Annotated in this window: 17 protein-coding genes and 1 tRNA gene; 7 read left to right on the top strand and 11 right to left on the bottom strand. The window is 34.7% G+C overall.

Translation table 11 applies throughout. From position 1 onward, the window contains the following. Nucleotides 1–47: 47 nt before the first annotated feature. The 6 genes from BLQ19_RS01260 (at nt 48) to BLQ19_RS01235 (ending at nt 3,388) form a co-directional block, all read left to right on the top strand. Nucleotides 48–135, top strand: a tRNA-Ser gene (locus BLQ19_RS01260). A gap of 78 nt (nt 136–213) precedes the next feature. Continuing rightward, entirely contained in the window at nt 214–1,005 is a 792-nt protein-coding gene (locus tag BLQ19_RS01255) for a MotA/TolQ/ExbB proton channel family protein (protein ID WP_024481896.1), read from the top strand. Between the two features lie 23 nt (nt 1,006–1,028). After that, nucleotides 1,029–1,466, top strand: coding sequence for a hypothetical protein (locus BLQ19_RS01250; RefSeq protein ID WP_024481895.1), 438 nt, complete (start codon nt 1,029–1,031; stop codon nt 1,464–1,466). A 12-nt stretch (nt 1,467–1,478) separates the two neighbouring features. Further along, nucleotides 1,479–2,105 carry an ExbD/TolR family protein gene (locus tag BLQ19_RS01245; RefSeq protein WP_024481894.1) on the top strand — a complete coding sequence of 209 codons (627 nt, stop codon included), beginning with the start codon at nt 1,479–1,481 and terminating at the stop codon, nt 2,103–2,105. Nucleotides 2,106–2,124: 19 nt separating this feature from the next. Further along, nucleotides 2,125–2,607, top strand: a complete 483-nt coding sequence (locus tag BLQ19_RS01240; protein ID WP_024481893.1) for an ExbD/TolR family protein — start codon at nt 2,125–2,127, stop codon at nt 2,605–2,607. A gap of 91 nt (nt 2,608–2,698) precedes the next feature. Further along, the gene (locus BLQ19_RS01235) at nt 2,699–3,388 is read left to right on the top strand and encodes a porin family protein (RefSeq protein WP_024481892.1); all 690 of its coding nucleotides are present in this window, start codon (nt 2,699–2,701) and stop codon (nt 3,386–3,388) included. On the opposite strand, the gene BLQ19_RS01230 is transcribed toward BLQ19_RS01235, so the two are convergent. From BLQ19_RS01230 to pyrH, 6 genes are all read right to left on the bottom strand, one after another. Then, a complete protein-coding gene (locus BLQ19_RS01230) occupies nt 3,383–3,988 on the bottom strand; it encodes a hypothetical protein (RefSeq protein ID WP_074537144.1) in 606 nt (201 codons plus the stop codon). The genes BLQ19_RS01235 and BLQ19_RS01230 overlap by 6 nt on opposite strands. Before the next feature lie 70 nt (nt 3,989–4,058). Further along, on the bottom strand, nt 4,059–5,516 hold the full coding sequence (rpoN, locus tag BLQ19_RS01225; RefSeq protein ID WP_024481890.1) for an RNA polymerase factor sigma-54: 1,458 nt from the start codon (nt 5,514–5,516) through the stop codon (nt 4,059–4,061). 41 nt (nt 5,517–5,557) lie between these two features. Further along, nucleotides 5,558–6,991: an asparagine--tRNA ligase gene (asnS, locus tag BLQ19_RS01220; RefSeq protein ID WP_074537143.1), complete on the bottom strand. Its 1,434-nt coding sequence runs from the start codon at nt 6,989–6,991 to the stop codon at nt 5,558–5,560. Between the two features lie 168 nt (nt 6,992–7,159). Continuing rightward, nucleotides 7,160–9,559: an efflux RND transporter permease subunit gene (locus BLQ19_RS01215; protein ID WP_025615952.1), complete on the bottom strand. Its 2,400-nt coding sequence runs from the start codon at nt 9,557–9,559 to the stop codon at nt 7,160–7,162. Between the two features lie 169 nt (nt 9,560–9,728). Next, entirely contained in the window at nt 9,729–10,286 is a 558-nt protein-coding gene (gene frr, locus BLQ19_RS01210) for a ribosome recycling factor (protein ID WP_024481887.1), read from the bottom strand. Between the two features lie 44 nt (nt 10,287–10,330). Beyond that, nucleotides 10,331–11,038, bottom strand: a complete 708-nt coding sequence (pyrH, locus tag BLQ19_RS01205) for a UMP kinase (RefSeq protein ID WP_025615951.1) — start codon at nt 11,036–11,038, stop codon at nt 10,331–10,333. A 182-nt stretch (nt 11,039–11,220) separates the two neighbouring features. Between pyrH and BLQ19_RS01200 the strand changes: the two genes are divergently transcribed. Next, nucleotides 11,221–13,086, top strand: coding sequence for a M61 family metallopeptidase (locus BLQ19_RS01200; protein WP_074537142.1), 1,866 nt, complete (start codon nt 11,221–11,223; stop codon nt 13,084–13,086). Nucleotides 13,087–13,808: 722 nt separating this feature from the next. Here BLQ19_RS01200 and tsf read toward each other — a convergent pair. The 5 genes from tsf to polA all read right to left on the bottom strand — a co-directional run bounded on the left by tsf (nt 13,809) and on the right by polA (nt 20,012). Then, nucleotides 13,809–14,768 carry a translation elongation factor Ts gene (tsf, locus tag BLQ19_RS01195; protein WP_074537141.1) on the bottom strand — a complete coding sequence of 320 codons (960 nt, stop codon included), beginning with the start codon at nt 14,766–14,768 and terminating at the stop codon, nt 13,809–13,811. A 115-nt stretch (nt 14,769–14,883) separates the two neighbouring features. Then, a complete protein-coding gene (gene rpsB, locus BLQ19_RS01190; RefSeq protein ID WP_024481883.1) occupies nt 14,884–15,933 on the bottom strand; it encodes a 30S ribosomal protein S2 in 1,050 nt (349 codons plus the stop codon). Between the two features lie 222 nt (nt 15,934–16,155). Continuing rightward, nucleotides 16,156–16,542 (bottom strand): 30S ribosomal protein S9, encoded by a 387-nt coding sequence (rpsI, locus tag BLQ19_RS01185; RefSeq protein ID WP_024481882.1) that lies wholly within the window; start codon nt 16,540–16,542, stop codon nt 16,156–16,158. Continuing rightward, nucleotides 16,542–16,997 (bottom strand): 50S ribosomal protein L13, encoded by a 456-nt coding sequence (gene rplM / locus BLQ19_RS01180; protein WP_024481881.1) that lies wholly within the window; start codon nt 16,995–16,997, stop codon nt 16,542–16,544. Before rplM ends, rpsI begins: the two co-directional genes overlap by 1 nt. Nucleotides 16,998–17,177: 180 nt before the next feature. Further along, nucleotides 17,178–20,012 carry a DNA polymerase I gene (polA, locus tag BLQ19_RS01175; protein WP_074537140.1) on the bottom strand — a complete coding sequence of 945 codons (2,835 nt, stop codon included), beginning with the start codon at nt 20,010–20,012 and terminating at the stop codon, nt 17,178–17,180. Between the last annotated feature and the right edge of the window lie 36 nt (nt 20,013–20,048).

The raw sequence follows: 20,048 nt of genomic DNA, 5'->3' as shown, positions 1-20,048 counted from the left end.
TAATACTTTTTTTTTTGTTAATTCGACGCCTTGAAAAATTGAATAATAGAGAGGTGGCCGAGTGGTCGAAGGCGCACGCCTGGAAAGTGTGTATACCTCAAAAGGGTATCGAGGGTTCGAATCCCTTCCTCTCTGCATTTAATTTTTAATTTTTTAATTGTAAAAATTTTTTATCTTTAACCCATTAACTAATCTAATTTAAGTTTGAAAGAAATGAAAAGATTATTCTCTATCCTAGCAGTGGCTGGGTTATTTGTATGTAACACAAATACTGTTAACGCTCAAGTAAATGCAAATGCAATTACTTCTAACCTATCCGCAACTATTGCGACTGCAGCAACAATGATTCAAGATGCAGCAGCGACAGAAGCAGAAAGAGGTTTTGTTCAAGTATTAAAAGAAAAATTTATTGAAGGTGGAGCTGGCTTCATGGGTATCGTACTTTTATGTTTGATACTAGGTTTAGCAGTTGCTATTGAAAGAATTATTTACTTAAACTTGGCAACAACAAACACTACAAAATTAAAGCAAAGAGTTGAAGATGCACTAGCTTCTGGTGGTATCGAGGCTGCTAAAGAAGTTTGTAGAAATACAAAAGGACCTGTTGCTTCTATTTACTACCAAGGTTTAGATAGAGCTGGCGAAAGCATCGATTCTGCTGAAAAAGCGGTTGTAGCTTACGGAGGTGTTCAAATGGGACAACTTGAGAAAAACGTTTCTTGGTTATCTTTATTTATCGCTATTGCACCAATGCTTGGTTTCATGGGTACTGTAATTGGTATGATTCAGGCCTTCGAGAAAATTGCAGCTGTTGGTAACTTAAGTGCTTCACTTATTGCAGGTGATATTCAGGTAGCGTTATTGACAACGGTATTTGGTCTTATTGTGGCTATTATTCTTCAAATTTTTTATAATTACATTATCGCTAAGATCGATAGTATTGTAAACGATATGGAAGATTCGTCAATCTCTTTGATTGATATGTTGGTAGATCACAAAAAATAAGTCGCACTTAATACTTAAGTAAAATGAATAAGATAATTAAAATAATATTAATCGCACTCAGCGTCATAGGACTTGTCTTATGGGTAATGCTTGCAAGAGAATCTGAAGTTACTGTAGGTAATGGATCAATGAATTTTATGTTCATTATTACATTTATCTTACTTGCTATAGCTGTATTTGCTAGTTTGTTCTTCGGATTAAAAAATGTTTTTTCTTCACCAGAAGGCCTTAAGAGAACTCTTATTGGAGTAGGTGGTCTTATAGTAGTAGCAATTTTATCATATGTTTTCGCTAGCGGAACAGATGTTAGTATTGAAGCTATGGAGAAGAAGACTGGAATCCTTACGGATGAAAGTACTATTAAAACTATTGGTACCTTCTTAAATATGTTCTTCATATTGACGATTATTGCTGTAGGTTCAATGGTATTGCCAGGTGTGAAAAAAATGTTTAACAAATAATAAAATATAACTATGCCAAGAAGAGGAGCACCACCAGAGGTTAACGCCGGTTCTATGGCAGACATCGCTTTCTTACTGTTAATCTTTTTCCTAGTAACTACTACTATTGAAACAGATGCAGGTTTAGATCGTATGTTGCCACCTTTAGAGCCGCCTACGGAAGCACCACCAATTATTAAGGAGAAGAATATTTTTACTGTTAACATCAATAAAAATGGTCAACTTTTAGTTGAGGATGAACTGGCAGATATAAAAAGTTTGAAAGAAAAAGCTATGGCTTTTCTTGATAACGGAGGAGCTGCAAAAGGCACCGAAGAGTATTGTAACTATTGTATGGGAAAAAAAGATATTGCATCTTCTGATAACCCTAGCAAAGCTATTATTTCTTTAAAGAATGATAGAGAAACACAATACGGAGTTTATATTACAGTTCAGAATGAAATTGTAGCAGCTTATAATGAATTACGTAACAGAGAGTCTCAAAGACTTTACAAACGTAATTTCACAGATATGGAAGCAGAGTATTTGAATCCAGAAACTTCTGATGAAGCTAAAGCAGTTTTAAAAGAACGAGTAAAGAAAATACAGGAATTATTTCCTCAGAAATTCTCTGAAGCTGAAACTTCAAGTGGTAATTAATCGTAAAAGTTAAAAAGATATGTCAAAATTTAGCAAGAAAAAAGATGGTGATATCCCTGCGGTTTCAACTGCATCATTGCCAGATATCGTTTTTATGCTTCTGTTTTTCTTTATGACCGTTACGGTAATGAAAGATACTTCTGTAAAAGTTCAGAATGATCTTCCTAAAGCAAGTGAAATTAAGAAGTTAGAGAAAAAAGACCGTGTGATCACTATTTATGTTGGAGCACCAACTCAAGAATACCAAAAAGTTTTTGGTAGTGAGGCGAAAATCCAATTGAATGATAAGTTTTCGAGCCCTTCTGAAGTAGGTCCTTACATACTTCAAGAAAGAGCAAAGAAATCTGAAGATTTGCAAAATGTATTAACTACTTCGTTGAAAGTTGATAGAGAAGCAAACATGGGTATTATTTCTGATATTAAAGAAGAATTACGTAAAGTAAATGCTTTAAAGGTTAACTACACTACCTATGAAGGTATTGCTTTTGATAACCTTAGATAGTAAGATTAGTTTCTTTCAAAATTAGTATATAGGCGCTTCAAATTTATTTGAAGCGCTTTTTTTATACTCGCTGTTTATCTATCTTTAATTTATGATGAAAGAATTTTTAGTAGCGCTTTTTCTACTACCAGTTTTAGTATTGAGTCAAGAGAACTCTTTTAAATCTTCTGGAGATACAAATTACCTTGAAGACCAATTCTATCTAGGGGTCAATTATAATTTTATGCTAGAAAAGCCTCAGGACGTTTTTAAGCGTAATTTTTCCTATGGCTTACAGATTGGCCTTATTAAGGATTTGCCTTTAAATAACAGTCGTACAATTGCGTTAGGACTAGGTTTAGGCTATGCGGTCAACTCTTACTATTCTAATTTGATTGTAACGCATGAAAACGATGTAATTAGTTACTATGCAGAAAGTGATGCATCTTTGTATAAGCGTAGTAAGTTTGAGATGCATAGTATAGAAGTGCCGTTTGAATTTCGCTGGCGTAACTCAAGTCCAACAAAATACAAGTTTTTTAGAATTTACTCTGGTGTTAAATTTACCTATAATTTTAGTGCTCGTTCAAAATTAGTGACCGATGCAAGTAGAGATGGTTTTTCAAACCCAGATTTAGAGCGCTTGCAATATGGACTTACACTTAACTTTGGTTATAATACCTTTAACCTTCATTTGTATTATTCCCTTTCTGATTTTCTAAAAAAAGATACACTTCTAGATACGGGTGAGGTTATAACCATTAAGCCTTTTAGAGTAGGGCTTATTTTTTATGTTCTATAGCCAATAACTCAAGGTTATAAATTGTGTAGTTACACCTAACATAAGTCCTCCAAATATCTCTAATTTAGAATGAGTTCTAAAATAAATTCTAGAGGAAGCTATCAGACCGCCAAACAAAATAAGCACACTAATAGATAGTGTGAGGTTAATTTCAAAATGTACACTTAAATTTATGAGGTACATGATTAAGCTTCCAATGCCTACCATGTGGATGCTGTTACTGAATTTGGCAAACAACAGCATTAAAACTGTAAAAAGTGCTATAATCAAGCCTATAAAGTAGTAATAGAGCTCTATGGTGTAGTTGTTAGGTATCACCTTATAGATAATCATGAATAATAAGATAATGCTGATATAGATGGGGTATTTGCGTTCTTTTATGGTCGGCATCGCGATTGAATTGATGACACCTATATTTCTTAAAATTAAAAAACTAATGATTGGGATTACTACAGTTAAGATAAATATAGGTAGCAGGTTTCCAACTTGCATTTCTAAAGAGGTGTATTTCCTTGTTACTTGAAAATAGACCAAACTACCATATATCGGAATAAATACAGGGTGAAATAAGTAAGCAATGAATTTTAAAAAGGCTTTCATTTATTCGGGTGTATTATGAGAAATAGGAAGCATCATAATACTATATATGATGAATATTGAGCTTCAATAATTAGATTTCTTTTCGCATTCTAGCTACGGGAATTCCTAATTGTTCTCTGTATTTTGCTACGGTTCTACGTGCAATAGGGTAGCCTTTCTCTTTTAAAATGTCGGCTAACTTATCATCGGTAAGAGGTTTTCTCTTTTCCTCTTCGGTAATTACATTCTCAAGAATTTTTTTGATCTCTTTGGTAGAAACATCTTCTCCCTGGTCATTTTTCATGGATTCAGAGAAATAGTCTTTTATCAAACGTGTGCCGTAGGGTGTGTCTACATATTTACTATTGGCAACTCTAGAAACTGTAGAAACATCCATTTGGATGGTATCTGCAATATCTTTAAGAATCATAGGTCTTAAATTACGCTCATCACCCGTCAAAAAATATTCTTCTTGGTATTGCATAATCGTATTCATTGTAATGAATAGGGTTTGTTGGCGCTGTTTAATCGCATCTATAAACCATTTTGCGGCATCTAACTTTTGCTTAATAAATAAGACGGTATCTTTCTGTGATTTAGATTTTTCTTTAGAGTTTTTATATCCCTCAAGCATATTATTGTAGCCTCTAGATACGTGTAGCTCAGGTGCATTTCTGCCGTTTAAAGTTAGTTCTAGTTCACCATCAACAATTTTAATAGAAAAATCGGGCACAATATGTTCTATCATTCGGGTGTTTCCAGAATAAGAACCTCCCGGTTTTGGGTTTAATCGTTCTATTTCAGAAATAGCTTGCCTTAACTCCTCTTCCGTGATATTATGTTTTTGAATTAACTTTTGATAGTGTTTCTTAGTAAATTGATCAAAAGATTTTTCCAGAATAGCAATCGCCAGCTCAATACTCGCGGTTATTTCTTTACGCTTTAATTGTATGATTAAGCACTCTTCTAGCGAAGTTGCTCCAACCCCAGGAGGGTCTAGCTCTTGTACAGTTTTTAAAACTTTTTTTATGGTCTCTGCTTCCGTATATACGTTTTGCGTGAAAGCTAAATCATCTAAAATGTCGTTTATGGGCCTACGGATATACCCACTTTCATCTACGCTACCTACTAAAAATTCTGCAATGGCCCATTCATCATCACTAAGGTAAATAGTATTTAATTGATTTAATAAGTACTGGTTAAAAGAAGTTCCTGCGGCATAAGGTACCGTACGTTCTTCGTCATCGGCACTATAATTATTAGCTTGTGTTCTGTATTCCGGAATCTCATCATCACTCAGGTACTCATCAATATTAATGTCTTCGGTATTAATACTTTCGCTGTCTATTTCATCATTAAACTCATCTTCAAATTCATCCTCAAAATTATCCAACTCTTCCTTGCCGGTTTCTAAAGCCGGATTTTCCTCTAATTCTTGTTTTAAACGCTGTTCAAATGCTTGTGTAGGCAATTGAATCAGTTTCATTAACTGAATTTGCTGAGGAGAAAGCTTCTGCGATAATTTAAAAGATAAATGTTGTTTCAGCATATAAATTAATGTTCTGTAGAACTTACGATTTTATAGTAATTTTAGAATTCTGCATTTTGTGGTGTTCTAGGGAAAGGGATGACATCTCTAATGTTGCCCATGCCTGTAGCAAAAAGAACTAATCTTTCAAACCCTAATCCGAAACCACTGTGAACAGCCGTTCCAAATTTTCTAAGGTCTAAGTACCACCATAACTCTTCTTCGTCAATGCCTAGTTCTTTTATTTTGTCTAATAAAACATCTAAGCGTTCTTCACGTTGAGAGCCACCAACAATTTCACCAATGCCAGGAAATAAAATATCCATAGCTCTAACGGTTTTGCCATCATCATTTAAACGCATGTAAAATGCTTTTATTTTGGCAGGGTAGTCAAACAAAATTACAGGACACTTAAAATGCTTCTCTACAAGAAAACGCTCGTGCTCACTTTGTAAGTCTGCTCCCCATTCGTCAATAATATATTTAAACTTCTTTTTCTTATTAGGCGTACAGCTTTTAAGGATGTCTATTGCTTCCGTATAGGATACTCTTTTGAAATTGTTCTCAGAAACAAATTTCAGTTTTTCAATAAGATCCATGTCACTGCGTTCTGCTTGTGGCTTAGATTTTTCTTCGTCCAATAAACGTTGCTCCAAAAACTTTAAATCTTCTGCGCAGTTTTCTAAGATGTAATTAATTACATCTTTAATGAAATCTTCTGCAAGATCCATGTTTGCATCTAAATCATTAAAAGCAACTTCGGGTTCAATCATCCAGAATTCAGCTAAATGCCTAGAAGTGTTAGAATTCTCTGCTCTAAAAGTAGGGCCAAATGTGTATACTTTCCCTAAAGCCATGGCATACGTTTCTGCCTCTAATTGGCCAGAAACTGTTAAGTTAGTTTCTTTGCCGAAAAAGTCTTGTTTAAAATCTATTTCTCCGGCTTCATTTAAAGGTGGTTTCTTTTGGTTTAATGTAGATACTCTAAACATTTCGCCAGCACCTTCTGCATCAGAACCAGTAATTATAGGTGTATGTACATTGTAAAAACCATTATTTTGAAAATATCTATGTACTGCAAATGACAAGACAGAGCGTACTCTCATTACTGCCGCAAATGTATTGGTGCGCACGCGTAAATGTGCTTTTTCTCTTAAAAACTCTAAAGAGTGTTTTTTAGGTTGAATAGGGTAGGTATCTGGATCAGAAACACCCAATACCTCCAGTTTATTAACCTGAATTTCTACACTCTGTCCTCTTCCTTGACTTTCTACAAGTGTACCAGAAATTTCTAAAGCAGCACCAGTAGATACTTTTTTTAATAGGGCTTCATCAAAATTCTCAAAATTAACAACACATTGAATATTGTTAATTGTAGAGCCATCGTTCAAGGCAATAAATCGGTTGCTTCTAAAAGTTTTTACCCATCCTTTGACAGTAACTTCTTGTAGTGAAAGGTTTGAAGAAAGTAATTCTTTAATGCTGTATGATTTCATTTGATAATTTTGTTGCTATTCGTATGCCTTATGGTTTCTATTTTTTTTGTAAAGTAAATTAGATTACTTCAAGCTATTTCAACCAAGATTAATTTTTATTTTTAAATAACAAATATAGCCTTTTTGATAAAAAAGGCTTTATAAGTTGAAACGATAAAACTTGTTTTTTTATTCTGATTCTTTGAAAGTATCTTCTTCTTTAGGTAAGATATCTATCTGTGGTTCTTTCAGTACCGTTTTATTCGCAATATTGCGCTCTAGAGACAATAGTAATGATGGTAGTAAGATTAAGTTAGCAAGCATTGCAAAAAGCAAGGTGGCCGAAACTAATGCTCCTAAGGCAACCGTACCTCCAAAGCTTGAAATGGTAAAGACAGAAAAACCAAAAAACAATACAATGGATGTATAAAACATGCTTACACCTGTTTCTCGTAAAGCAGCATAGACTGATTTTTTGATTCGCCAATTATTAGCGGTTAATTCCTGGCGATACTTGGCGAGAAAGTGTATAGTGTCATCCACAGAAATACCAAAGGCAATACTGAATACTAAAATAGTAGAAGGCTTGATAGGTACTCCTACAAATCCCATTAGTCCGGCAGTAATTACCAGCGGTAATAGGTTTGGTATTAAGGATATGATAATCATTTTGAAAGATCTGAATAAATACGCCATAAATAGGCCTATAAGTCCAATTGCTAATGCAAGAGACATTATTAAATTGTTTACTAGGTATTTTGTTCCTTTTAGGAAAATCAATGCGCTACCGGTCATATAAACATTGTAGCGCTCCGCAGGGAAAATCTTATCTATATTTTCTTTCAATTTACCTTCAATAGCTTCCATTCGGACGGTTTTAACATCTTTCATGTAGGTAGTGATGCGAGCCGTTTGTCCAGTAGAATCGACAAAACTCTTTAATAAATTTCCATTACTAGAAGATTTACGAGCTATATCCATTATAAACGTATTTTCCTGCGATGTTGGGAGCTGGTAGTATTTAGGGATTCCGCTATAAAATGCTTGCTTAGAGTATTTGACTAAATCTACGGCAGAAACAGGCCTTGATAACTCTGGAATTTCATGGATGAGTCCACTTAATTCATCCATCTTTTTTAAGGTAGATGGTTTTAAAACTCCTTTTTTACGTTTGGTGTCTACGACAATTTCAACAGGCATTATTCCGTCGAATTCTTGTTCGAAAAAGCGAATATCTTGAAAGAATTCTGCTTTCTTAGGCATGTCTTCTATAGGACTTCCTGAGATATCAATTTGATAAATACCAATAATGCTGATCACCAAAAGACAAATAGAAACAATGTATACAGAAATTCGTTTTTCGCGAACAATGTTTTCCATCCAATTAACAAAAGTGTCAATCCAACGTTTATTTAAGTGCTTTAAATGCTTTGTTTTAGGAAGCGACATAAAGCTATAGACAATAGGGATAATCAGAAGAGATAGTATGAAAATACCTATGATGTTGATGGATGCTACTATACCAAATTCTTTTAAAAGCTGACTGTCTGTTACAATAAAAGTGGCAAACCCAGAAGCGGTAGTAATATTTGTCATTAACGTTGCATTCCCAATTTTGGAAATTACCCGTTGTAATGATAAAGCTTGGTTTCCGTGCTTTTTTACTTCTTGCTGATACTTGTTAATCAAGAAAATACAATTCGGGATTCCGATGACAATTATTAATGGAGGAATCAATGCGGTAAGTACGGTAATTTCATATTGCAGTAAGCCTAAAACACCAAAAGACCACATAACACCAATAATTACAACGCACATAGAAATTATAGTAGCTCTAAAACTTCTAAAAAAGAAAAAGAAAATTAAAGAGGTAACTCCTAATGCTGCTAGGATAAATTTCCCTATTTCATTAATGATACTCTGGGAATTCATGGTTCTTATGTAAGGCATCCCAGATACGTGTACATCTAAATTGGTTTCATCTTCAAAATTTTTAACCAATTGGTTTAGATCTTCTAGAATAAAATCTTTTCGGGCAGACGTGTTTACAATATCTTTATCTAGATAAACAATGGTTCTAATTGTTTTGGTCTCTTTGTTGTAAATTAAATCTTCATAGAACGGAAGGTTGTTAAACAAATGCGAGGTGAGCGTATCTATTTCTGCCTTGGTGGTAGGTGCTTTTTTGATAAAAGGTTGAAGAACAAATTGCTGCTTTACAGTGTCTTTGATTAATTCTTGGAGATTGTCTGTTGACAATACAAAATCTACCTCCGGAAATGCAGCAAGTTGTTTGCTAAACTTGTTCCACCTATTAAATTTTGAAGGGGTGAAAAGCGAAGAGTCTTTTACAGCTAAGACCATGACATTACCTTCTTCACCAAAAGTTTTTAAAAACGATTGGTATTGTACATTTACAGGATGGTGGTCTGGTAGTAGGTTTGCTTGCGAACTAGAAAATCGCATTTTATCCCATTGCAATGCCAAAAACACAGTGAGCACAGTAATAAGAATTAAAATAAGTATTCTATTTCTTAGAATAATATTTGCGGTTTTTGCCCAGAAACCTTTAGTTAATTTCGCAACCATGTTATTTTTTAAAAATTGGCTCAAAGGTAGAAAATGATTATGGGTAATCACAGAAATCTCTTAAGGGAATAACTGCTTTTCGTGCGATTTTAGGAAAATTTAAGTTTTCAAACAGAAAAAGGACAACTATGTAGTTGCCCTTTTATATTGTTTTACTGAAATACTTAAATTATACTTTCATTATTTCAGCTTCCTTTACGGCTAAAACTTCCTCTATTTTCTTAGAAAATTTATTGGTAAGCTCTTGAATGTCTGCTTCAGCATTTTTCTTTAAATCTTCAGAAGCATCATCAAGTGCTCTGATGTCTTTATTGGCTTCTTGCCTAGCATTACGGATACCAACTTTGGCATCTTCAGCTTCACTCTTTGCTTGCTTTGCTAAATCTCTTCTACGCTCTTCAGTTAATGGTGGTACGCTAATAATAACAAAATCACCATTATTCATAGGGTTGAAGCCAAGATTAGCAATCATAATTGCTTTTTCAATAGGCTGTAGCATATTTTTCTCCCATGGTTGTACCGTAATGGTACGGGCATCTGGAGTTGTTACGTTTGCAACTTGACCTAGTGGCGTTTGTGAGCCATAATAATCTACCATTACGCTAGATAACATTATTGGACTAGCTTTTCCTGCTCTAATTTTTGCAAATGCTTTTACTAAATGGTCTATAGTACCATTCATGCTTTCTTTAGTGCTGTCAAGTATAAAAGTAATTTCTTCGTTCATTTTATTTAGTTTTTTAAAATCTGCTGCATATAATATGCCACTATCTAGTTGTCAACAACAGTTCCAATATTTTCTCCAGAAAGGAGTTTTAATAAATTACCTTTCTTGTTCATGTCAAACACTACAATTGGTAATTCATTTTCTTGACTTAAAGTAAATGCTGTTGTATCCATTACTTTTAGTCCCTTAGTTAATACATCCTTGAATGTAATGGTGTCAAACTTAGTAGCGTTTTTATCCTTTTCCGGATCAGAGGTGTAAATTCCGTCTACTCTAGTTCCTTTTAATATTACATCAGCTTCAATCTCAATAGCTCTTAATACAGCTGCAGAATCGGTAGTAAAATAAGGGTTTCCAGTTCCTCCTCCAAAAATAACAACTCTCCCTTTTTCTAAATGGCGCATTGCTCTTCTACGGATGAATGGTTCTGCTACTTCATTTATTTGAATGGCCGATTGTAATCTAGTTTGTACGCCGCTTTCTTCAAGGGCACTTTGTAATGCTAAACCATTGATGACCGTGGCTAGCATTCCCATATGGTCCCCTTGTACACGATCCATACCATTACTTGCTCCGGCTAATCCTCTAAAAATATTTCCTCCGCCAATAACAATAGCGACTTCAATTCCTTTGTCGATTACCTCTTTTATCTCTTCAGCATATTCTGCTAACCTTTTGGGGTCAATTCCGTATTGTCGTTCACCCATTAAGGCTTCGCCACTTAATTTCAAAAGAATTCTTTTATACTGCATGGTTCGGATTTATTTAAACTAGTGCAAAAATAATCAAAATAATTTACGAGAATACGCCATTAATAATTAATTGCAGTCCTAATTATTTCTCAAAACTCTCTGTACTGTTATTTTATTTTAATAATCTTGTTTAATTAATAACAATTAACCGTTAGATAGTACTTAAAATGAATAGAATAAAAATGAAAAAGACAGGATATATAATAGCATTAGTGCTTTTAATGCAGGCTTGTGGGTCTTCTAAAAGTCTAGTGGCAGCAGATACTAGTGTCGTTAAGGTTAAAATAGATTTAGTTAATGTAGTAGAGGATAAAGTTCTTGTAGAACTTAACCCAGGTGCTTTTAGCGCAGGTGAAGTCTTGTTTTTTATACCTAAAACGGTTCCTGGAACGTATAGCACGGACAATTATGGTAAATATATAGATGAATTTAAGGCGTTTGATTATAAAGGGGCCGAATTGTCTTTTTCTAAAAAAGATGACAATACGTGGGTAATCCCTGATGGGGTCAAATTAGATCGAGTATCTTATTATGTTAATGATACCTATGATACGGAAGCGGAAGTAGAGCATGCTGTTTTTTCTCCTTCGGGAACTAACATCCTTAAGGGAGAAAACTTTATGCTAAACCTTCATGGTTTTGTTGGCTATTTTAATAATTTAAAAGAAATACCTTATGAATTAGCTATAAAGCATCCTTCTGCTTTGGTAGCGGCGACTTCCTTAAAAGAAAATAATGCAAATGCAGACCCTGGTTTAGATGTTTTCTATGCAAGTCGTTATTTTGAAGTGACGGATAATCCTATTTTATATGCTAAGGCAGACTTTGTTTCTTTTGAAGTAAATGGTATTACGGTGAACTTAGGTGTGTACTCCCCTAATGGCTTGTACAGTGCTGCAGATCTAGAGGAAAGAATGTTCAAGATGATGTCTGCCCAAAAAACGTTTTTGGGAGCTATTAATAGTACTAAAGAATATAATATTTTATTATATCTGGCGGGTTCAGAAAACGATGCAAGTGGTTTTGGTGCTTTAGAACATCATACATCAACGGTAGTGGTCTTGCCCGAGCAAATGGACCAAGCGAGATTAGAGCAGGCAATGGTTGATGTAGTGTCTCATGAGTTTTTTCATATAGTAACTCCTCTTAGTGTACATTCTGAAGAGATTCAATATTTTGATTTTAATGATCCCAAAATGTCAATGCACCTTTGGATGTATGAAGGTACAACAGAGTATTTTGCTAATCTATTTCAAATACAGCAAGGCTTAATTAGTGAAGATGAGTTTTATGAGCGTATTATGGACAAAATAAACAACGCTAAACTTTACGATGACTCCATGTCTTTTACTGTAATGAGTCAAAATATACTGGACGACCCTTATAAAGATAATTATGCCAATGTCTATGAGAAAGGTACTTTAATTAACATGGCTCTAGATATTACCTTGAGAGAATTAAGTGGTGGCGAGAAAAGTGTTTTATGGTTATTAAAAGAATTGTCAAAGAAGTATGGGGATGCCATTCCGTTTAAAGATGAGGCGCTTATCACTGAGATTGTGTCGATGACGTATCCAGAAGTTTCAGATTTCTTCGCTACACATGTGGTAGGGGCAACGCCAATTGATTATAGCGTGTATTTGTCTAAAGTAGGTTTAGAGCTTGGTACAGTAGAAGAGCAAAGCGGCTATTTTTTAAAAGAAAATGTTCCTTATATAGATGTGGATCAAACAAAGGAAAATGCGGTGTTTATCAGAGAGGGTATTACTTTAAATAGTTTTTTTACAAGCTTAGGTTTAAAAGGGGGTGATGTGTTTAAGTCTATTGATGGCACTGCAATCACGCTAGAATCAATACGTCCAATTATTGGACAAAGCTTCAGTTGGCCAGCCGATAAGATGGTTACCATTGTTGTTGATCGTGACGGAGAGGAGTTAATCTTATCTGGAGCTGCAGGAAATCCAATGGTGACGGTTGCTAAAATCGTGTCAAAGGAAACTGTAACGGATGTACAATTGAAATTAAGACAAATTTGGATGAAGGGGTAGTTCGTCTCACGTATAATTTAATACAAAAAAAGGAGCGCAATAGCGCTCCTTTTTTTTGTGTTGTCTAAGGTGTAGTTGTTTATGTTGTAGGTATATTTTTCATTTGTAATGATGAGGATAGTTATTTATTTTCTTTATGTGTGGTTACATAGGCTGGGCTATTACGCTTCACATCAATTATAGCATATGGAATAGGTCGTAGTGCGTTTAATTTAATTTTTAAGGATTCGTTTCCTATCGGATTTGAATATATCTCTAATTATTTTCGGTGTCATAATGGGTAATTAAGTTGGTGCTAATTGGAGTAGGCTATGCAGCCCAGCTATTAATATTCAATCCACCTTTTATTATTTCAATTCTGAGAATATGAATTCCTTTTTCTACGGCTATGTTACTTAAGTATAAATTTTAAAATGTTTGATAGCCGCCGGTATTCGGGATATTCGCAGTGCTAAAAATGCTTTTTCTGAGCTATTTTAATAGTTTAGTTGGCTGTTATCCTTATCGAAGCTTTGGGGGTAATAAATCCTAGTGCTGTTGTTGGGAGTCTTTTAGATAGCTGAGTTGTGAGATGATGTTAGTTTTTTATGATCTATTTTGCTTCTGCTGTAGTAGTTGGGTTTCTATTCACTTTCGTAGTCTTTTAGTTTCTTAAAATGAAGACATAAAAAAAGGGTCACAAATTAATTTGTGACCCTTTTTAAGTATGTATGATAAGAATATTACCCTAGAGTAACACGCTTAAATGAAGTTACTGCTAAACCATCTTGTGCGGATGATACATAAGTTGCAACATTTACTTTTTCATCTTTAATGAAGTTTTGATCTAATAGACATTGCTCTTGATCAAGAGTAGTGTTGTCAGAAACAAAACGCTCCATTTTACCAGGAAGAATTTTATCCCATATTTTTTCTGGCTTACCTTCAGCTTTCAATTCCGCTTTAGCAGCTTCTTCAGCATTTGCTAAAACTTCAGGAGTTAACTGACTCATAGAGATGAATTGAGGAACGTTTTTAAGTGTTTTACCTAATCTACCTAATTCTTCATTATCTTTTTCTATAACTGCGATTCTAGCTTCTGTTTCTGCAGCAACAAAAGAAGGATCAAAATCTTTGTAAGATAGCGTAGTTGCACCCATTGAAGCAATTTGCATAGCAACATCTTTACCTACTTCTTCGTTTTTAGAAGTTAAGCCTACTAAGGCAGCAATTTTGTTAATATGTACATAGCTACCTACGTAAGGGGCTTCTAATTTTTCAAAAGCAGTGATATCTAGTTTTTCACCAATTACACCAGTTTGTTCAACTAGTTTCTCAGCTACAGTCATTCCACCAAAATCTGATGCTAAAAATTCTTCTTTAGAATCAAAGTTTATAGCTTTATCTGCAAGTTGATTAGCCAATGCAATAAAGTTTTCGTTTTTACCAACGAAATCGGTTTCACAACCTAATACGATAGCAACACCAGCAGTACTGTCAACGTTAACTTTAGCGATAGCAGCACCTTCAGTATTTTCTCTGTCAGCTCTTTTAGCAGCAACTTTTTGACCTTTCTTACGTAGAACGTCAATAGCTTTGTCAAAATCCCCTTCAGCTTCAACTAAAGCGTTTTTGCAGTCCATCATTCCAGCTCCAGTAGCTTGTCTTAACTTATTTACTTCTGCGGCGGTAATTTTAGCCATTTTATATATGATTTTAAAAACTAGGCTAAAACTAAAACTTTATAAGGATTAGTTCTAGCCGATAGTGTTAATTAAAAATTTTATTTATACTAGGATAACGTTAAGAGGTTTTGATTTACTCAATACCACCTTTAACATTGTCTTGCCATTCTTTTAATTCATCCCATTTACCGTCAGCAGCCATTTGAGCTTGCTTTGGCCATGATGCAGGATTTTTAGAAGCAAATTTAGAACCAGCAGCAGTTAAAACTACATTTAATTCTTCTTCTGTTTTTCCAGCTAAATCACTGAATGAATTGATTCCAGCAGTTTGGAAGATTTCATTAATTTTTGGGCCGATACCTTCAACTTTTGTCAAATCATCAACAGCTTCAGTTTTAGCTTCAGCTTTTACTTCTGTTGCAGGTTCAGCAGCTTTTTTTGCTTTTGGAGCAGCTTTAGCTTCTTCACCTTCTTTTCCAGATTGTTTTTCTGATTTACGCTCAGATAAACCTTCAGCAATTGCCTCAGTTACATGAGTTAAAATAGCTTCAATAGATTTAGAAGCATCATCATTAGAAGGAATGATATAATCCAATAATCTTGGGTCAGAGTTTGTATCTGCCATAGCAAAGATTGGAATGTTTAATTTGATAGCTTCTTTTACAGCGATGTGCTCACGCATTGTATCAACAATAAATAAAGCGCCTGGTAAACGTGTCATTTCAGAGATAGAACCTAAGTTCTTTTCTAATTTTGCACGTAAACGATCAACTTGTAAACGTTCTTTTTTGGATAAAGTTAAAAAAGTACCATCTTTTTTCATTCTATCAATATGAGCCATTTTCTTAACAGCTTTACGGATAGTAACAAAGTTTGTTAACATACCACCTGGCCATCTTTCAGTGATGTAAGGCATGTTTACATTAGAGACTTTTTCAGAAACTATGTCTTTTGCTTGTTTTTTGGTAGCTACGAAAAGTATTTTTCTACCTGATGCTGCTATTTTTTTAAGAGCTTCATTAGCTTCTTCTAATTTTGCAGCAGTTTTGTAAAGATTAATTACGTGGATACCATTACGTTCCATGTAAATGTATGGAGCCATGTTTGGGTTCCATTTTCTTGTTAGGTGACCAAAGTGTACACCTGCTTCTAGTAAGTCTTTTACTACGATTTTTTTTGCCATTTTTTTGTACTTAGTTTACGTTCTGTTGAATTAGCAATACTAAAGTGGCACGATTCTTTGTGGCCTCTAATATTTAGATGCTAAACTAGTTTCCAAAAGCTGTTATACTCTTGGACAACAACAACTTGATTTTAAAATTTAACCCTGAAAAAATATTTTTCAGGGTTTTCAATGAACTTTTGTATAAACTGAATAAACAGTTTAAAATATATCTCTTTACGATTAACGTTTCGAGAATTGGAATTTTTTACGTGCTTTCTTCTGACCGAATTTCTTACGTTCAACCATTCTTGGATCTCTTGTCAATAAACCTTCTGGTTTAAGGATCAATCTGTTTTCAGGATCAATTTCGCACATAGCTCTAGATAAAGCTAAACGAATTGCTTCTGCTTGACCAGTGATACCACCTCCAAATACATTTACAGTTACATCGTAAGTGTCTTCAACATTTGTTAATGAGAAAGCTTGTTTTACTTTGTATTGTAAAGTAGCAGTAGGGAAGTATACCTCTAATTCTTTTTTGTTAACGGTGATTTTACCGCTTCCTTCTGAAAGATAGATACGTGCAACAGCAGTTTTTCTTCTTCCTATTTTGTGAATTACGTCCATTATATAAGGTCGTTTAAATTAATTACGGTTGGTTTCTGAGCTTCTTGACCGTGTTGAGCTCCTTCATAAACCTTAAGGTTACGAAAGATTGCAGCACCTAATTTGTTTTTAGGTAACATTCCTTTTACAGAACGCTCTACAATGCTTACAGGGTTTTTAGCCATTGCCTCTTTCGCTGTCTGAAATCTTTGACCTCCTGGGTATCCAGTGTGGCGTACGTAGGTTTTGCTTTCCCACTTGTTACCAGTCAAATTAATCTTTTCAGCATTTATAACAACAACGTTGTCTCCACAATCTACGTGTGGTGTAAAGCTAGGCTTGTATTTTCCTCTTAGTAATTTTGCAACTTTTGAAGCAAAACGACCTAATGTCTCTCCTTCTGCATCAACTAACACCCATTGCTTATCAACAGTTGCTTTGTTTGCGGAAATTGTTTTGTAACTTAATGTGTCCACAGTACTTTTTTATTTATTAAACACTTAAATCCCGTTTAATGGGGTGCAAATGTACAATTATTAACTTGAATAACAAATGGTTGTTTCTAAATAATTTATTTATTTTTTCAACGACCCTGTTTTTCCCTTTTGTTTTTATCCCGTTTTCTGTCAGAATAAAATATTTTTATAGGCTATTTTTTAATGTGCTTCTAGCCAGTTCTGTCCTACGCCAACTTCAACGTCTAATGGTACTTCTAGCGTATAAGCATTTTCCATTTCAGCTTTTATTAGCGACTTAATCTCCCCTAATTCTGGCTTATAAACATCAAAGACCAATTCATCATGTACTTGTAACAACATTTTTGTCTTATAATTGCCTTCTTTAAGTTTATTGTAGATATTAATCATTGCAATTTTGATTATATCTGCGGCACTTCCTTGAATTGGGGCATTTACGGCATTTCGTTCAGCAGCACCTCTAACTATGGCGTTACTACCATTAATGTCTTTTAAATACCTTCTTCTACCTAATACTGTTTGTACATATCCATGGTCTCTTGCAAAATCTACGAGACCACTCATATAGTTTTTTAATTTAGGATAGGTTTTGTAATAGGTATCTATGAGTTCTTTGGCTTCTGCTCTAGATAAATCTGTTTGATTGCTCAATCCGAAGGCCGAAACGCCGTAGATAATTCCAAAATTAACTGTTTTGGCATTGCTACGTTGTTCTCTTGTTACTTCGTCTAAAGGTACATTAAATACTTTTGAAGCGGTAGAGGCATGAATGTCTTCTCCATTTTTAAATGCTTCAATCATTGTAGTTTCTTCGCTCAGCGCGGCTATGATTCTGAGTTCTATTTGAGAATAATCTGCAGCAACTAGTACATAGTCTTCATTTCTAGGTACAAATGCTTTACGTACTTGTCTCCCACGTTCCGTTCTAATAGGAATATTCTGTAGGTTTGGATTGTTACTACTTAAACGGCCTGTAGCAGCTACTGTTTGCATATAATCTGTATGTACTCTACCTGTGCTTTCCTCTACCTGTGATGGTAATGCGTCTACGTAGGTACTCTTTAATTTAGCTAAACCTCTATAAGATAAAACGTTTTCAATAATCTTATGGTCTTTTGCTAGGTATGATAACACATCTTCTGCGGTAGAATATTGACCTGTTTTTGTTTTTTTAGGCTTCGCAACCAGCTTTAATTTGTCAAAAAGAATATCGCCCAATTGTTTTGGTGATGCAATATTGAATTCTTCTCCAGCTTCTTCAAAAATGGCTGTTTCTAGATTTTTAATATCATTATCTAGGTCTTCAGCTAAGGAGTTCAAGAATTTTGTATCTAAATTAATACCCTCTAATTCCATGGCTGCAAGAACATGTAAAAGTGGAATTTCAATAGTATCAAATAATTCCTGAGTTTTAGCTTCTTCTAGTTCTGGCTTAAATTGTTGGGCTAGTTGGTAGGTAATGTCAGCATCTTCTGCGGCGTATTCTGTTTGGTCCTTTAGAGGAACATCACGCATGCTAAGTTGATTCTTACCTTTTTTTCCAATCAATTCTGTTATGGATACAGGGGTGTAGTTTAGGTATGTTTCTGCTAAAACATCCATATTATGGCGCATATCTGGATTAATCAGGTAATGTGCTAACATGGTGTCAAAACATTTTCCTTTTACTTTAATCTCATATTTGTCTAAAACTTTGATATCATACTTTAGATTCTGGCCTATTTTTTCAATAGACTCATCTTCAAAAAATGGACGCAGTTGTTCTATGAGTTCCTGTGCTTCCGTTCTATCGGTAGGGAAAGGAAGGTAAAAGCCCTTTGAGGCTTCCCAAGAAAAAGCAATACCAACTAATTCTGCAGTCAGTGGGTTTAAGCCCGTTGTCTCTGTATCAAAGCATACTGAAGTTTGCTTGGATAGATTTTGAAGAAAAAGCTTCATAGCCATTCCTGGTGCAACACTTTGGTATACATGAGAAATGTCTTTCATTGTCTTTCTGGAAGAATAATCTTCTACAGTTTCTGAGGCGGTGCTTGGGTCGCCACCAAATAATGAAAATTGGCCAACGCCAGCTTCTTTTGTTTGTGCTTTAGGTTTGCTGTTCTCTTCTTCAGAGCTGGTAGTTTCCCCTTCAGGTGTAAATAGTTTTAAGAATTGGTCTTTTAAACGTCTAAATTCTAATTCTTCAAATAGCACCTGAACTTTTTCGGCATCAGGCATGGTTAATTCGTAATCTGTAGCATTAAAAGTAACGTCACAATCAATACATATGGTAGCAAGCTTTTTTGATAAAAGTCCTAATTCTGCATTCTCTTTTACTTTCTCTTTCATTTTACCTTTTAGCTGATCAGTATTAGCTAAAAGATTTTCCATAGAACCAAATTGTTCTATAAATTTTTTGGCAGTTTTGTCTCCAACGCCAGGCAAACCAGGAATGTTGTCACTGGCATCGCCCATCATACCTAGGTAGTCAATAACTTGCTCTGGGCGTTCCACGCCAAAACGTTTTTGAATTTCAGGAATCCCCCAAATTTCTATACCATTACCCATACGTGCTGGGCGGTACATAAAAATATTCTCAGATACCAGCTGGCCAAAATCCTTATCGGGAGTTACCATGAACACTTTGTAATCTTCTTTTTCTGCTTGCTTGGCAAGGGTACCAATAATATCATCTGCTTCCCAGCCTTCTAAAACAACAACGGGAATATGCATTGCTTTTAAAATATCTTGAATATAAGGAATGGCAATACGTATAGCATCTGGTGTGGCGTCACGATTAGCTTTGTATTCCGGAAATAACTCGGTACGCTCTGCGCTTCCGCCTTTATCAAAGCATACGGCTAAATGATCGGGTTTTTCACGTCTAATAACATCAAGCAGTGAATTCATAAACCCCATTATGGCAGATGTATCCATGCCTTTAGAGTTTATTCTGGGGTTTTTTATTAAAGCATAATAACCACGAAATATCAATGCATATGCATCTAGTAGAAAGAGTCTTTTTTGTTCTGCCATTTTATTTTTCAATTCGAGAATTTCAAAACTACGAAG

This window comes from Cellulophaga baltica, assembly GCF_900102165.1.
Classification (GTDB): domain Bacteria; phylum Bacteroidota; class Bacteroidia; order Flavobacteriales; family Flavobacteriaceae; genus Cellulophaga; species Cellulophaga baltica.
The sequence above is the reverse complement of the archived record's forward strand: the minus strand, read 5'-3'. Positions and strand labels throughout refer to the sequence as shown.